Source organism: Enterococcus devriesei (assembly GCF_001885905.1).
Classification (GTDB): domain Bacteria; phylum Bacillota; class Bacilli; order Lactobacillales; family Enterococcaceae; genus Enterococcus_A; species Enterococcus_A devriesei.
Genome location: NZ_JXKM01000005.1, coordinates 195742 through 211073 on the forward strand (window position 1 = coordinate 195742; position 15332 = coordinate 211073).

Below are 15332 nucleotides of genomic sequence, written 5' to 3' on the forward strand. Positions count from 1 at the left end.
CGCATACGATTCCACTAATCACGCTGAAGCGTGAAGTGGAACTCGCAAAAAAAAGCTGAGCATTTTGCTCAGCTTAGACTAAATCTCGGTTATTAAAATAGAAATCTTCAATGCGTTTGAAAGCGCCTGGCTCTACACGTTCCAAAGCCGTACCGATTTCATCTAAGGCGTCTTGATAACGGTATTCTTTGTTGAATAATTCCAAGCTGTTATCGATCGCCACCTTGATGTCAGGGTGAGTATGACGGTAACGATTAGCATATTGCATCATTTGTTCAGTCAACGCTGCGGCATCAACTAAGTCATAAGTCTTTTGATCTAATAATTCTATATCTTCATCACAAAGGCTGACCAATTTGTTGATGTCCTGCATATTGATACGAATTTTGTTTAATGACTTGCTTAATTCTTCTACACGATCTGTTGCCACGAAGAAGAATTCTAAGTAATCCCCTGGTAAGCCTGGTAAACGTTGTTGTTCCACGTAACGCTTTAGATTACGTAAACGGAATTCGTATTTCTCGATTTTTTCAGAGGCTTCTTTCTCCCCTTTGCGTAACTCGTGTAAATCTTCATCGATCTCAACTTGTTTAGTTTCGATATCGTCTAAGACTTTGAAGGCATCTTTATAAAAGACTTGAACTTCTGAGTAAGGCAATTCATGTTTATCGATTTGTGGTTCCATGTTGCGGTTGCGGCGTTCTAACTCTTCGATCTCGGTTTGGAACCCGCGAGCGCGACCTAATTCGTTATTGTTTAGGGCATAGCTTTGTGACGTATGATCTAACTCTACCATCAGCTGATGATTGTTGCGAGATGCGTGCGAAATGTATTCACCGATCGTTTTGCGATTTGTTAAGACATATTTTTTCGCTTCAAATTCTTTTTCTAATGTTGTATATAAATCATCGATTAGCTCCGCTGTTTCTTTGTTGGCTGTTTCCACTGTACCTAGCTCGATTTTTTCTAGATCTTCCAATGAGCGTTCGACATGTTTTTTGACTTGTCCTAAACGTTCTTCGAAATTATCTTCTGGCAAGACAAAGTCATCAGCCATCATTTTTTTGTGGGTCTTTTCAAGTTCATCAATTTGGCTAGGGAATGTTTTGTCTAAGTCTTCATAAAGAGCTGGAACTTTTTGCATCATTGCTTGCACTTCATAGGTATGCTTTTCAGCGTCATCTAACACTTCTCGTGCTTCGATGGGATCACCTGAAGTATTCAAGGTTACGAATTGAGTAAATTCGATTTCAACATTTTTGACCTGCTTTTGAATCTCTGGTAAGGCTGGACCAAAATTGTCTTTCTTTTCTTTTAAGTCTGTTTTTAATTCTTCAAACACATCTAACGCTTGTTGAACTGCTAATGAATTACGTTCTTCTGTTTCACGTAACTCTTTTAAGCCAGTCCGAATGCCTTCGACTTCTTCTTCCATCTCCGTCATCGTGCGTTCAGCACTTTCGATGGCTGATTTGCCTTTCATGAAACGGAAGGTCTCATTTTGACTTTCAACTTCAAAAATTTGGCTTTCCAATTCAGCAAAAGATTTCGTCGAAACATCGGTCCATTTCTGATTCCATTCACGGAAAGTATTTTGACTTTGACCGACGAGATGCATTTTTTTCACTTCGTCGACTTCTTCCACGACAGGAAGATCGAATAACGCTTCTTTTCTTTTATCAAGTTCTTTTAAACGATCTTGATTTTTTTTCTTCATCAGATAACCAATCAAGTATAAAACGGCGGCCAACACGACCAAACCGATAACAATCCCTATGATTACATTACTTCCCATGTATGATTTTCCTTTCAGCGATCAAGATTAATTTTATTTAATGGTGCATTTATTTTCAGTTTTTTGGCAAAAACATCTAACGTAGATTATAACACAAAAGACTTTTCTCTTCACTATGTACTTTGTAAATACGATGATTTTTTTGCACAACCACTCCTCATATTAGCATTTTTTAAAAATCGCTTCAATGTAATAAAATTAAGAAAAGTGTAATTTTATCTTTTTTTCTACCAAACGATGACAGAAAGCCTCTTGAAATTGTACGGGTTTTCCGCTAATATTAGAAAAACATTAAAACGAGAGGTGATTAACGTGAAAGTAATTAAATTTGGCGGAAGCTCTGTTGCTTCAGCTGAACAACTAAAAAAGGTCTTAGCCATCGTTACTGCCGACAACAGTCGCCGCTTCGTGGTTGTTTCTGCTCCGGGAAAGCGAAACAATAAAGACAAAAAAGTCACCGACTTATTAATTCAATTTTACAATGCTGTCTTGTACAAACAGCCTGCTGAAGAAGTCATTCGTAAGATCGTCTCACGTTACACCGAAATAGCCACAGAGTTTCAGGTAGAAGAAAGCATAGAAAAACCTTTTTACGCAGAACTAAAAGCTCTGCAAGAAAATTTTGATGAAACGGACCCTTACGCTTTAGATAGTTTCTTAGCCAGCGGTGAGAATTTAAATGCTCAGCTAATTGCGGCCTGTTTTCAAAAAAGCGGCGTAAATGCCCGCTATATTAATCCAAAAGAATTAGGCATCCTAGTTTCCAACGAACCTCAAAATGCCCGCATTCTTGAAAAATCCTACGAAAAAATGTATCAATGGCGGGATTCTGAAGAAATTTTGATCATTCCTGGCTTTTTTGGCTATACCGAAGATGGGCACGTCTGCACATTTTCACGCGGCGGATCAGACATCACCGGCTCCATCGTGGCTGCTGGGATGCAAGTTGATCTCTATGAAAACTTTACCGATGTGGACGGTATTTATGCTGCCAGTCCAAAATACATTCACGAACCAGAACTGATCGAGTACGCGACTTACCGTGAAATCCGCGAACTGACCTATGCCGGCTTCACTGTCTTTCATGATGAAGCATTGATGCCTTCTTACAAAGCAAAAATTCCGGTGATCATTAAAAACACCAATAATCCGGAATGCCAGGGAACCTTGATCCAAAAATCCTTTGAAAATAAAAGTCGGAACGAGGTCGTTGGTGTTGCCAGTGACGATGGTTTTTGCGGGATCACTGTCGGAAAATATTTATTAAACCGGGAAGTGGGAATCGTGCGCCGCATTCTCCAAATTTTAGAGGATCTGCATATCGGTTTTGAACATATGCCTTCGGGGATTGATGATATCTCCATCATTTTACGTGAGCGCCAGTTAACTCGTGATACTGAAGCAGCGTTAATGAAACGGATCGAAGAAGAAATCCAGCCCGACCATTTATCCATTGAACACGGCTTATCTGTCGTAGCTTTAGTTGGTGAAGGTATGCGGGAACGGCCCGGTACCACCTCCGATAGTACCGCTGCCTTAGCTCGCAAGAATGTCAATTTGCGGATGATTTCCCAAGGGGCCGATGAACGCAGCATTATCTTTACAATCCGCAGTGAACAAGAACGCTTAGCAGTACGCTCGCTTTACTATACCTTCTTTGACTAATAGATATAGTCAAAGAAAAAGCTGCCAGCTAGTTCTTCTGTACGGATTCAATTTTCTCCACGCATACCATTTTTCTAATACGCTGAAGTGTTAAGAAAAACTGACAAAAAGGAAAAGCTCATTGTTATTGAGCTTTTCCTTTTTGTTTGTCTAATTCTTTTTTGATTAAGGATTCTGGTGCAAAGTCAGCCTGCCAATTATCAGGCTTCATTACCTTGTTCGTCACGGGATGATAGCGGGGCTTGCCATCAGGGAAAACTTTACCCATATTCGCTTGATGCACGATTTCGAAGATTGGTTTAGGATCGACACCGATTAAGGCGAAGGAGCCATAGGTAAAGTATAATAAATCGGTTAAGGCATCGACTTGCGCCACCAACGGATCTTCTACCGGTTCAGCTTTTTCCAAAACCTTTGCTTTGGCCTGGTCAACACTTTTATGCAGCTCGGTTACCAGCTCTTCAAATTTGACAGTGTTGCCTTCTGCTGTACCATATAAAAATTCAACGATTTCTTCTACTTTGAAGCCCGCGCGAAAGCTTCCGCGTTCAGTTGAAAAAGCTTGGGGTGTTACTGGCGGCTGTGGTTCAAAGGTTTGATGAAATTCACGGGCCATTTGATACGGTTCTTTTGTCATTTTCTTTGCTCATTTCTAAATTATTTCAAAATGCTTTAACGCTTGATAAATACCATCATGCTCATTCGTCGCAGTGACATAATCGGCCGCTTGTTTGACTTCAGCCAGACCATTACCCATCGCAACACCGATTCCGGCTTTTTGGATCATTTCCATATCATTGTAATGATCGCCAAAAACGATCACTTCTTCAAGTTTAATCCCAACCGCTTCGGTATATTTTAAAATTCCTTGATACTTCGAACCATTTTTAGGCACAATATCAACGGCGTAAGGATTGGAGCGTTGAAAAGAACACTCAGGTAATAGCCGCCGCAATTTTGCTGCTTCGGTCTCGGCGCTGAAGAGCACACATTGATAAATCGGTTCTTGTAAGATCGACAATTTTTTGTAACGGCCCTTTTTCCGATTGGGACTGAAGGACTGCAATAATTTACGCGTTGTTTTAACAGGGAACCAAGTCGGCATCCAAGCAGCGATTTTTTTTAATAATTTATTTTGTGACCACTTCATTAAGTGGCTGCCATCCATCCGGTCGCGAGCACCAAAAATAATCTGACGATGTTCGTCATCGGCGAAATCAACGATTTTTTGCAATACCTCTTTAGAAAATGGACGTTGATAAATCGTTTGATCTCTTGTATACACCAATTGGCCATTATACGTCACGAACATGTCCAGCGGCAACTGATCGATCCGCTCTTCAATTTTGACTGGACCTCTCCCTGTAGCGATACCGCAGAGAATACCACGCTCTTGCGCCGCTTGAATCGCTTCTCTCGTGCTAGTAAGAACCTTTGAATCACTGGTGATCAATGTCCCGTCAATATCAAAAAAAATAGCTTTTATCATAGTGTCCCCTCATTTAAAATAAGTCCATTTGACTTGGATTCAATCCTTCATAGTTTAAATCCAAGATTTTTTTTAATTGTAAAGCATTATCCGCGGCATCGCCACCAGAATTATTGTTAAAGATGATACCTACTTGATTAGAAGCCTGATCCACCCTTTTAATTTTTTCCGCCAATGTTTCCAACTCAGCGGCAGTGTAACGATAAAGTGTCCGTTTCTTTCGCCAATCGCCTGTCCGGTCGTTCCAGTAGGCTTGGTTTCTGCCGTGAAAACGAAACAAGCTGAAGTCTGAATTAGTGACGGTCGTATCCAGAGGAACGGTATCTGGTAGTTGCGGCTCATCCACCATCACTAAGCTGAAAGCCAATTTTTCCATCAGTTTATGGGTCTTAGTAACGAATTCTTCGCTATACCAGCTGTAATCTCTTAATTCCACCGCCACCGGTAAGTCTGGAAATAAATTTCGCAACGTTTCTAAGTAGGCGACATTTTCTTTTGTACATTTAAATTGAGCAGGAAACTGCGCTAAGAAACAAAATAATTTATTGCTTTCAATCATCGGCGCCATCGTCTCTAAAAAATGCGTCTGCAACTCAGTCAGTGAACCATAGCTGTCTTGCCATTTGCTTTGTCCGGTAAATCCCGAATAGAGCTTCACCACAAAGCGAAAGTCTGACGGAACTTGCGTCAGCCAATTTTCGACGGTACTTTTTCGGGTAATCCCGTAATAATTCGTATCTAATTCCACTAAAGGCAAGTAGCCGGCATATTCATATAACGAAGAGCTTTTCTTGCCGGTCAAGCTGCTGTGTTCATTAAAAGAAGTTAATCCAATTCGAATCATAGTATCCTAGCCTCTCTTTGCTCCTTAGTATACAATAAGCATAGCAAAAAAGTTGTGAGAATGCGCAACTAACGAATGGAGTAATGAAAATGAAACGGATTTTGATTTTACACACCGGTGGGACGATCTCAATGAGTCAGGATGCTGACGGTGCAGTACGTCCAGATAAAAAAAATCCTTTACTAGCTGCTGGCCAAGAATTGCGATTACCAGCAGAGATTGAATTGATCGTCGAAGATTTTTCAAATCTGCCTTCCCCTCATATTACCGTTGAAACCATGTTCAAGGTAAAAGAACGGATCAAGGCCGCCAAAGCAGCCGGTATCGACAGTGTCGTGATTACTCATGGGACCGACACCTTGGAAGAGACTGCCTATTTTTTGGAAGTCACCATTGGCGATTTATTACCCATTATCTTGACTGGAGCGATGCGCTCCATCAATGAACTGGGCAGTGACGGTTTATACAATTTTGAATGTGCGATTCGGGTTGCCGCTTCAGATAGTGCTCGTGACAAAGGGGTCTTAGTCGTGATGAATGATGAAGTCCACAGTGCCCGCTACGTGACTAAAACCCATACGACAAATGTCGCTACCTTTAGAACACCAACATTAGGACCAATCGGCTTGGTAACAAAATCAAAAATTTTGTTCAAACAAGAATTACCAAAAGCCACTCATTATGACATTGAAAGCTTTGACGCCCTGATCCCTATCATAAAAGTCTTTGCCGGGATGCAAGGAGATTTCTTTGAATTACTAGATCAAGGAATTAAAGTCGATGGGCTGGTTGTAGAAGCCTTAGGTGCTGGGAATTTGCCTCCTCAAACCTTGCCGCCTTTTTATCATTTATTAGAAAAAGGGTTACCGGTTGTCTTGGTTTCTCGCTGCTTCAATGGAATTGCCGAACCGGTCTATGATTATCATGGCGGCGGTGTCGAGTTAGCTCAGCACGGTGTGATTTTCTGTAACGGGATCAATAGCCAAAAGGCCCGGATAAAATTATTGATCGCTTTGAATGCCCATTTGAATCAAGCCGAACTAAAACAATTTATGGAAGAGTAGAAAGGCTTAACGAATAAACTGGCCATCACTAAAACTGCCATTTCAACGTTCTTAATTATAGAACAGTTATACTCCTTTAAAAATAAAAAAAGTTGGATCGAGCAGCTCTGCTCTTCTAAAAGTCTAGCTTTTAGAAGAGGCGTTCTGGCCCTCGATTCAACTTTTTTTCCATAAAATATTCGCTTCGCAAGCAAGCTGTTCACCTAAACGAATCTCATGCCGCGTCTTTACTTCCTCTGCTTCAATAATTTCATAAAAACTTTCGATGTCGTTGCCATACAGCACTTCTTTATCAAATTTCACATTGACATAGGTCGGCTGGTGCTTCGTCATGAAATCATAGCCTAAAACATCGATCAGCCAGTTGAAATACATCGCATTGTTTACGTGATGATTACTGTCGAGATCATAATAGCGCACATGATACAGTTGTTTTTGTTCCCCTTCGACCTTTTCGATCTTCGGCCAGCGGCGAATTTTTTTCACCTGAGGCGATTCATAAGGCGCCATTAGGTCTGCATCCACGCTACTCATCTTCCGATTTTCAATATCCATTAAGACAAAGGACATGTCTATCTTCACTAACTCTTCATCTTTGGCATCATAAACCCAATAGCTGCGATAACAAAAGAATCGATTAAATTCAGTCGGTTCAGTCACGATCCGAATCTGTTCTCCCACTTGCGGCAGACGTTGAATCGTTACTTCTGTCTGGGTGATCACCCAAGTAATTCCTAGTGTATTAATGAAGTCCGTTCCTCGATTTAATTCATCGCTTTGATCCGAGGATGCTTTAATGGCAATACTTAGTAATGCCGGAAATGTGATATTTTGATTGATGTCACATTCATAATAGGCAACTTCGTGTTCAATGGTATATCTCTTTCCCAATACCTTTCCTCCTGCTATTTCGTACCTATACATTCATTTGTACGAAACTTATTTGCTGCTTTTAAATAATAGCACAACAATTAGACTTGGCCTAAAGCTAAGACACGATCCACCGCATCGCCATAGCTCTCACCAAAAATATTTAAATGAACCAATAAATAGTATAACTGATAAATCAAAATCCGATCTTGCCAACCTGCTCGCATCGGAAATGTCTCCTGATAGGCATCGATAAACTCTTGTCGGAACCCGCCAAAAAGCTGTGACATAGCGATATCCATTTCTCGATGACCATACGAGACGGCTGGATCAACAAATATCGGCTGTCCTTTCGTATCAAAAAACGTATTGCCACTCCAAAAATCACCGTGGAGCAGCGTTGGTTCAACGGTCATATCGCCCCACTGCTGATAGACCCACTTTTTGAAACGCTGATAATTTTCTTCGCGACGCTTCGTCCAACGATTTCGATCATTGGCTAATTGAATCTGCACCTCCAAACGATTGGTAAAATAAAAATCCCACCAATTATCTAACAAGGTGTTGCGCTGCGGCAATAAGCCCATAAAATTATCGGCTGCATAGCCAAATTGATCAGCCTTTACGTGATGGATACGGCCTAAATCTTTCGCCAAGTCCTTTTGGTCCCCTTCTCCAGGTTCGATCCACTCCATCAAAAGATAAGCAGCGTCTTCAAAGGAACCATTTTCATGTACTTGCGGCACTCGAACGACTTTAGCTAACTCAGCCAATCCGTCTACTTCAGCTTGAAAGAAATCGGCCGTCATTTGAGGATGATATTTCAAAAAATAGTCTTGCTGTCCATCGGTAACGCGAAAAGCTTGATTAATATCTCCGCCTGCAATTGGCACTGCTTTTTCTTGCAACTTCAAATACTTCAGCAACGTTTCCATCTCGTCAACTCCTTACAACAAGTATATTTTTTGTAAATCGTTCATTTCTCCTTGAGTCACACCGATGCCTTTTTGAATAAATTCTGAGACGCTTCCATAGTGTTCTTTGATTTGATCAAAACTCGTTTGCAAATACGCTTCTTTGGCTGTCATCATATCTTCGATGCCATGCAACGCATTGGCTGAAACGCCTGCGTGCTCCGCTTTTTTGTACATTTCTTGAACAACCTTCTTCAAATAGCGGTTAGTTGCCAGATAATCCTTCATCACGGTATCGGTATCTACTCCTAAACCTTCCAATAATAGCATCGCTCCAAAGCCAGTCCGATCTTTGCCGGCAGTACAATGGAATAGTAGACTTTCGGCTTCGCCAGTATTTCCCAGCACTAAGTCAAAGAACTTCCGGTATTGTTTCCGCACATGCGCGTCAGTGACAAAATGGGTATAGACATCAATCATTTGCTGGAAGGCAGCTTCGCCATCCTGCATGCGCGACAACATTTTTTTCGGAGAAGCAGAGGCTGTCTCTGTTTCTTCAATCGGAAAAATAGGTAAGAAGATATTCTCCGCCTCTGGAATATCTTGATCTGGCTGTGACGTCCGTTCTTCCAACGAACGAAAATCAACCACCTTTTTGATTCCATAATTGCTTAAATAGGTTTTATCCTCTTCGTCTAAATGATTGATGTTGGCTGAACGGATTAATTTTTTTGGTGCAATTTTGCGTCCGTCCTTTGTCTCATATCCGCCAAGCTCTCGCATATTCTCCGCGTGTTGGACAGCTAAATGTTTTGTCATCATACCAACCTCCTTTTTGCTAAAAGTATAGCACAACCTCAAAGAAAACGCTTTTTCGGTTCCGAAAGCACGAATTTAAAAAGGATCTGAAGCACAAGTGCTTCAGACCCTTCCTGCTTAAGCTAATGCCCCCATTGGGTCCCACGGTGCTAAAACAGTTGGCTCTGCTTCAAAAGCCGACAACTGCTCCGGTGTTAAAAATTCCTTGCGAACAACGATTTGATAGGTGTATTCATCCATCCATTCGTCGCTCATAACGAAGAAGCCTTTGTCACCGACTTTTTCGCCCCAGCTATTTTCAACTTTCCATTTCTTAGCTTGTTCGTTGATGATATCAACACCTGTCAAGACCATCGCGTGAGTCATCATACTTTCACCGTAATCCAAACGTTCCGCCTTAGTCATGGTCAGGTCCACATCAAACAAATCTTCCACATCATAGGCGTCTAACGCCATGATCCCACTGTCTCTTGTGGATGATTGACCAACATCACAACCAAACCAAACCGATTCGCCTTGTTCTAACTGTTTGACAGCCAAGGCCTTGAAGTCTTCCATTTCAAGGTTCAAATACTTCACTTGCTTGCCATCCACTACATTGCCTAGCATATCGACAGTGTAGGAGCGCATAAAGGGTTTGTCCGCTGTTGGTGCATTGATAATACTGACGTAATCCTCTAAGTTCACCCCAACATATTTTTCGTAAAAGCTTTGCGGTGTTAGTTCTTGATCCAAGTGATAATTTTTTTCTTCATCACGGTATTCAAAATCAAAGACTTCCGGCGGAGTGCCTAACGAGATTGCTAACAGATTGTAAACCTCTTGCAGCATCGCTTCACGATTGGCTTGAATTTCTTCAGCCGTCGCTTCTTCAGCCACCATTTGGCGTAGCAGGACCGCATGCTTGCGTAATAATTTATTCAAGTAATTGTTTAGATCGCGAGAATTTGAGCTGCTGCTGCTTTCTGGCATTACCGCTTTTGGCACGACACCATATTTTTGAAACAATGACACGATCATATCCCATTGTCCGCCATCTTGTTGCGGTGTTTGCATTAAGAAGGCTACCTCACGGCTTGCCGTAGGTTGTTCCGCCGTTGCAAGAATATTTTCGTAGAAATAATTCGCTTTTTCATACTTATCCCAAAAGAAGGTGTAATTTTGCGAAAGCTCAAAGTCCTTCAACTGGAAGGTAGTCAATAGTTTATGACGGAAAGTATTCAACGCCGCGAACATCCAGCAGCGACCTGATTGTTTTTGATTGGCAACTTTTCCGGTAGCAAGATCAATGGAAAAGACCGGCGTATTTTCTACATGGGTCTGCACATTTTCAGCAGAGGCCCGGATACCGTTTTTAACGACTCCTCGTTGCAAGGCAACTTGTTTAGAATTTTTTGCAAAAGCTTCTCGAAAAGCTTGTGTACGTTCATTTTCAATTTTTGACATAAAAAAACGCCTCCTTGCACCCATTTTACGCTTAATGAGGCAAAGAGACAATTAGTTTACAAACTCGGCTGTAAGGCTTGCTTGCCTTTAGCGACCCAGCTACCGAAGCGTTTGCTTGAAAGCAGAACCGTCAGTAAGGTGCTAGCAGCAAATAAAAGCACTACTTCCAACGTATTAATTTCAATGTCGAAATCTAAGGCTCGTAGACCTTTGACTAAAAAACCGTGGAGCAGATAAACCGTCAGCGTATTTTTTCCCCAATGAGAAAAGAAATACCGGCGTTTTGGTACTAAAAGTAAGAAGGCGGTAATTCCAATCAGTCCTGCCGCGAAAAAAATCAAACGTTGGGGGCCGCCCAATAACGGCTGATTCAAATAATCTTGATAGGGTTTCGACCCAAAGACCCAATATTTATTGATCAGATCGTTGCCTTGAATAAACAGAAACAAACCGCCAAATAAAATGGGTGCCAGCCATTTTTTCGGATACTGCTTCACCTTCTCGATAGAAGTTTTCGGCAACCAATAACCAACCATAAAGTATGGGAAAAAGGTCAGCGTCCGTTGCATCGCTAAAAAGCGATCAAAAATCGGAAAATAGCCTACCAAGACCGCGACGATCACACTGCCGATTACTACTTGCTTGACCGAAAAACGGCGAGTCAGATGCAGCAACAGATTCCAGCAAAAGAGACTCAGTAAAAACCACAAGGACCATTGCGGCGTTCCCAGTTCCATACTGAAGGAATCCTGCAGACCAATCAACGTATAATAGCCTGAATAAACGAGTTGGAAAAAAATATACGGCAGCAGTAATTTCTTCACCAATTTACTGACTGGCTTTGGTCCACTCTTAGCAAAATAGCCAGAAATCAAAATGAAGGCTGGCATATGAAAAGTAAAAATAAAGTAGTAAAGATCATTATAAAAAGCATGGTCATTGATAAAGGGTTGTAAGAAATGACCAAAAACTACTAAGATCATCAAGAAAAGTTTGGCGTTGTCAAAATAGGCATCGCGTTTTTCCATCGTATCCCTCCTCATCAACTAGTATATCGAGGATTTTTTCATACTTCAAAGGGATTGCCCAAGTTTAAAAAAAAGGTCATGCTTTCCTCAATCTTTCCTTCGTATCTCACTCTTTTTTTCACAATTTCTTCATGAATTAGGTGTAAAAAAAGAGAGATGATCGAATGATCACCTCTAGTTACTCCGGCAGTAGGACTCGAACCTACGACATCATGATTAACAGTCATGCGCTACTACCAACTGAGCTATGCCGGAAGAATACTTAATAATAATAGCAATTTTTAATTAAACGCGCAATCATAATCTAGCAATTTGTCAGGAGAATTTTTATGCCAAAAGGACTGCATCGAAAAAAAACGGCAGCAAGCCGGAAACTTCCACTGCTGTTTTGCTTACTGCTTTTATTAATAGGTATCGGCGGACTTTACCTGAAATACAACCAACAAAAAGCAGTTGAAACAACGATCGTTTCTCAACCAAAAGTGGCAGAAACTACGGACAAGCAGACAATTGAACCAAAAAACGCAATCTCGGCTTCGATTGAACAAAAGCTATTGAAGAAAAATTTTAGCGGAACGGTTCTAGTTTTCCGGCATGGCAAAATTATTCTAAATAAAGCCTACGGTTGGCAAGATCAAACTAAAAAAATCTACAATACCGTCTCGACACAATATTGCATCGGTTCCGTCCAAAAAGGTCAAACCGCCTACTTGATCATGCAAGCAGTCAAATCTGGCAAATTATTTTTAGACGAAAAGCTCAGTGATTTCTATCCACAAATTCCCAATAGCGAAATCATCTCGATTAAGGATATGCTAAATATGAGTTCCGGTTTACGAATCGATGAAAAGAAAATCGCGGCATTAAACACCTTAGATCCAAAAGAAATTTTAGCCGAGACAGTCAAACAGACAACGGTCGCTAAAAACGCCAGCTACTCCTATCAACCTGTTAACTACGTCTTGTTAGCTGGTATCTTAGAGCAAGTTTACCAAACCAATTATCAAGCACTCTTTGAAAAAGAGATCATCAAGCCAATGAAGCTGACAGAAACCAGCTTTTACTCCACAAAAAATAAAAAACAAGCTCTTTCCTATTCAGTCTCGCCTTTAGGACCTCTTTACAGTAATACGACTGCCAGCTCTTACGCTGATGAATTAGGAACCGGAAATGTTTTTATGTCTGCCGAAGATTTGTATCACTATTATCAAGCATTTTACAATGATCGTTTTTTAACTACCCAAGACCGAGCAGAACTTTGGAGAACTTATCCTGGTGAAGAATACGCTGGTGGGATTTACACAATGAAAGATAATATGCATGGTCGTGGTATCAAAGCACGATTTGAAACCATCGCGAATTTTTCCAAGGATGGACAAACCGGAATCATCTTATTATCCAATGTTTGGACTCAAAAGAACAGTTTCAATGGGTTCGCGCAACAACTTTATTACCAAGTCGCGGCTGCTTCCTAAGCGACTTGGTTTAATCCTTATTCATTCGGATTTTTTCCTTCTCAATAGTTGACAAATAGCCGTCACTTCGTTATTCTATATCTTGTATTAAATAACTATGCCGCCTTAGCTCAGCTGGTAGAGCGTTTCCATGGTAAGGAAGAGGTCGTCGGTTCAAGCCCGACAGGTGGCTTAAAAAAAAGAACAATCGGTAACACTGCATCTAGAGTGTTACCGATTGTTCTTTTTTATACCTTTAAAGGATATCGTTTTAATCAACGAATAATTTTACTGGAATTAGAATTCATAAATTCCTCAACTTCTATAGCGCTAAATTGATTATCATCTCCATAAACGGTGTGCTTCAAGGCGGCCGCAGCCGTTGCAAAATCAACCATGTCTTGACCATTGCTCATTGTCAATAAAGCATGTAAGATTCCTCCAGCAAAGGCGTCTCCGCCACCCACACGATCAATAATAAAATCTAATTCATGCATCTTTGATTCGAAGTATTGTTTATCCAACCATAAAGTTCCGGTTAAATCATTTACGTCTGACGAATGAACTACCCGTTTTGTTGAATAGATTGCTGTCAAATTAGGATACAACGCTTGGATTTTTTCATAATAATACATAAGATCCGCTTGTTCTTTTTCCTCGATCCCCATCAAATAGAGCGCGTCTAATTTCCCAGCAGAACAATAATCAACCTTTGGTAAGATTACCTGCAAAGTTTCAGCGGCTTCTTTCTGCGTCCAAAGCTTGCTACGAAAATTGATATCAAAGCTTATCTTACAGCCAGCCTTTTTAGCAGTGGTAATTAATTCTAAAGTTAATGCTCGCCAACTACTTGATAAAGCAGGAGTAATTCCCGAAACGTGGAAAATATCAACTCCTTCAAAAAGACCTAGCTCAGCCCACTCATTTTCAGTAATTTGAGCAAAACTTGAATAAGCACGATCATATAAAACTTTTGATGAGCGTTCCCCAATACCACTTTCCACGTAATAAGTGCCCAAGCGTTCCCCGCCTTTTAGTAAAAATTTGGTAGAAACATTTGAACGACGAAGATGTTCGACTACCCCACTTCCTAGAGAATTGTCTGGGATCTTACTTGCAAAATAAACTTCGTGACCATAATTTGCTAAGGAAACGGCAACATTCGCTTCGCCGCCTCCATAATGAGCAAATAAACTTTCTGAACGTTGCAACCTGGTCCCCGCTCTTGTTGAAAGGCGAAGCATGATTTCACCTAGTGTTACCACTTTTGCCATACAAAATTACCCCTTAATTGAATGGAATTTATCCATATATTGCTTTGCCATTTCAGTGACTGCTGCAAAATCACCCATTGCGGCTGGAGCTAATAAATTCCCGCCCACTCCAACTGCGACTACGCCAGCTTCAAACCATTCTTCCATATTAGCTAGACTCACCCCGCCAGTTGGCATAATATTTAATTGTGGTAGTGGGGCTTTGAAAGCTTTGACAATACTTGGACCAAAGGCGCTGCCAGGGAAAAGTTTAATAATATCAGCACCATATTTCAGTGCCTCTTTCATTTCTGTGATCGTCATACAACCAGGTAAGTATGGGATTTGATACAAATTACAAATTTTTGCCGTTTCCACATCGAAATATGGGCTAACTACAAATTCGGCCCCGGCCATGATCGCCAAGCGAGCCGTAGTAGCATCCAAGACAGTTCCTGCACCAATAATTACATCGGGCTGATCTTGGTAACTTTCAACTAACTCCTTGATGGTTTCATCTGCTTGTGGAACCGTGAAAGTTAACTCAATCCCTGTTACGCCACCAGCGATTAAGGCCTCACTGGCTTTGATCGCTTCTTCTTTTGTCGCACCGCGAACAACCGCGATTACTCCAGTTTTTTCTAATTTAGCTAAATTCATCATTTTTTTCATTTTATTATCTCTCTTTCTA

General features: G+C 41.0%; 14 protein-coding genes and 2 tRNA genes. 4 read left to right on the top strand and 12 right to left on the bottom strand.

Going from position 1 to position 15332, the window contains the following annotated elements:
• Nucleotides 1-73: 73 nt before the first annotated feature.
• On the bottom strand, nt 74-1795 hold the full coding sequence (locus RV00_RS09345) for a septation ring formation regulator EzrA (RefSeq protein ID WP_071862336.1): 1722 nt from the start codon (nt 1793-1795) through the stop codon (nt 74-76).
• 312 nt (nt 1796-2107) lie between these two features.
• Between RV00_RS09345 and RV00_RS09350 the strand changes: the two genes are divergently transcribed.
• The gene (locus tag RV00_RS09350; protein ID WP_071862337.1) at nt 2108-3460 is read left to right on the top strand and encodes an aspartate kinase; all 1353 of its coding nucleotides are present in this window, start codon (nt 2108-2110) and stop codon (nt 3458-3460) included.
• Between the two features lie 124 nt (nt 3461-3584).
• Here the strand turns inward: RV00_RS09350 and RV00_RS09355 are convergent, their stop codons facing one another.
• Genes RV00_RS09355 through RV00_RS09365 form a run of 3 tightly spaced genes read right to left on the bottom strand, consistent with a single transcriptional unit; the run spans nt 3585 to nt 5793 of the window.
• A complete protein-coding gene (locus RV00_RS09355; RefSeq protein WP_071862338.1) occupies nt 3585-4097 on the bottom strand; it encodes a pyrophosphohydrolase domain-containing protein in 513 nt (170 codons plus the stop codon).
• 15 nt (nt 4098-4112) lie between these two features.
• Nucleotides 4113-4949 (bottom strand): Cof-type HAD-IIB family hydrolase, encoded by an 837-nt coding sequence (locus RV00_RS09360; RefSeq protein WP_071862339.1) that lies wholly within the window; start codon nt 4947-4949, stop codon nt 4113-4115.
• Between the two features lie 13 nt (nt 4950-4962).
• Nucleotides 4963-5793 carry a DUF72 domain-containing protein gene (locus tag RV00_RS09365; RefSeq protein WP_071862340.1) on the bottom strand — a complete coding sequence of 277 codons (831 nt, stop codon included), beginning with the start codon at nt 5791-5793 and terminating at the stop codon, nt 4963-4965.
• A gap of 89 nt (nt 5794-5882) precedes the next feature.
• Between RV00_RS09365 and RV00_RS09370 the strand changes: the two genes are divergently transcribed.
• Nucleotides 5883-6857 carry an asparaginase gene (locus RV00_RS09370; protein WP_071862341.1) on the top strand — a complete coding sequence of 325 codons (975 nt, stop codon included), beginning with the start codon at nt 5883-5885 and terminating at the stop codon, nt 6855-6857.
• A 156-nt stretch (nt 6858-7013) separates the two neighbouring features.
• On the opposite strand, the gene RV00_RS09375 is transcribed toward RV00_RS09370, so the two are convergent.
• From RV00_RS09375 to RV00_RS09400, 6 genes are all read right to left on the bottom strand, one after another.
• Entirely contained in the window at nt 7014-7748 is a 735-nt protein-coding gene (locus RV00_RS09375; protein WP_071862342.1) for an acyl-[acyl-carrier-protein] thioesterase, read from the bottom strand.
• Between the two features lie 80 nt (nt 7749-7828).
• On the bottom strand, nt 7829-8662 hold the full coding sequence (locus RV00_RS09380; protein ID WP_071862343.1) for a fructosamine kinase family protein: 834 nt from the start codon (nt 8660-8662) through the stop codon (nt 7829-7831).
• 12 nt (nt 8663-8674) lie between these two features.
• Nucleotides 8675-9460 (bottom strand): tyrosine-protein phosphatase, encoded by a 786-nt coding sequence (locus tag RV00_RS09385; protein ID WP_071862344.1) that lies wholly within the window; start codon nt 9458-9460, stop codon nt 8675-8677.
• Between the two features lie 117 nt (nt 9461-9577).
• Nucleotides 9578-10906 carry a C1 family peptidase gene (locus tag RV00_RS09390; protein WP_071862345.1) on the bottom strand — a complete coding sequence of 443 codons (1329 nt, stop codon included), beginning with the start codon at nt 10904-10906 and terminating at the stop codon, nt 9578-9580.
• Between the two features lie 56 nt (nt 10907-10962).
• The gene (locus RV00_RS09395; protein WP_071862346.1) at nt 10963-11934 is read right to left on the bottom strand and encodes an acyltransferase family protein; all 972 of its coding nucleotides are present in this window, start codon (nt 11932-11934) and stop codon (nt 10963-10965) included.
• Nucleotides 11935-12115: 181 nt separating this feature from the next.
• Nucleotides 12116-12189: transfer RNA gene (locus RV00_RS09400), tRNA-Asn, on the bottom strand.
• Nucleotides 12190-12263: 74 nt separating this feature from the next.
• Here RV00_RS09400 and RV00_RS09405 point away from each other — a divergent pair.
• Both RV00_RS09405 and RV00_RS09410 read left to right on the top strand, forming a co-directional pair.
• Nucleotides 12264-13409, top strand: coding sequence for a serine hydrolase domain-containing protein (locus tag RV00_RS09405; protein ID WP_071862347.1), 1146 nt, complete (start codon nt 12264-12266; stop codon nt 13407-13409).
• Nucleotides 13410-13508: 99 nt separating this feature from the next.
• Nucleotides 13509-13581: transfer RNA gene (locus RV00_RS09410), tRNA-Thr, on the top strand.
• 82 nt (nt 13582-13663) lie between these two features.
• Here the strand turns inward: RV00_RS09410 and RV00_RS09415 are convergent.
• Nucleotides 13664-14662, bottom strand: a complete 999-nt coding sequence (locus tag RV00_RS09415; RefSeq protein ID WP_071862348.1) for a sugar kinase — start codon at nt 14660-14662, stop codon at nt 13664-13666.
• 6 nt (nt 14663-14668) lie between these two features.
• Nucleotides 14669-15313 (bottom strand): bifunctional 4-hydroxy-2-oxoglutarate aldolase/2-dehydro-3-deoxy-phosphogluconate aldolase, encoded by a 645-nt coding sequence (locus tag RV00_RS09420; RefSeq protein WP_071862349.1) that lies wholly within the window; start codon nt 15311-15313, stop codon nt 14669-14671.
• Nucleotides 15314-15332 lie beyond the last annotated feature (19 nt).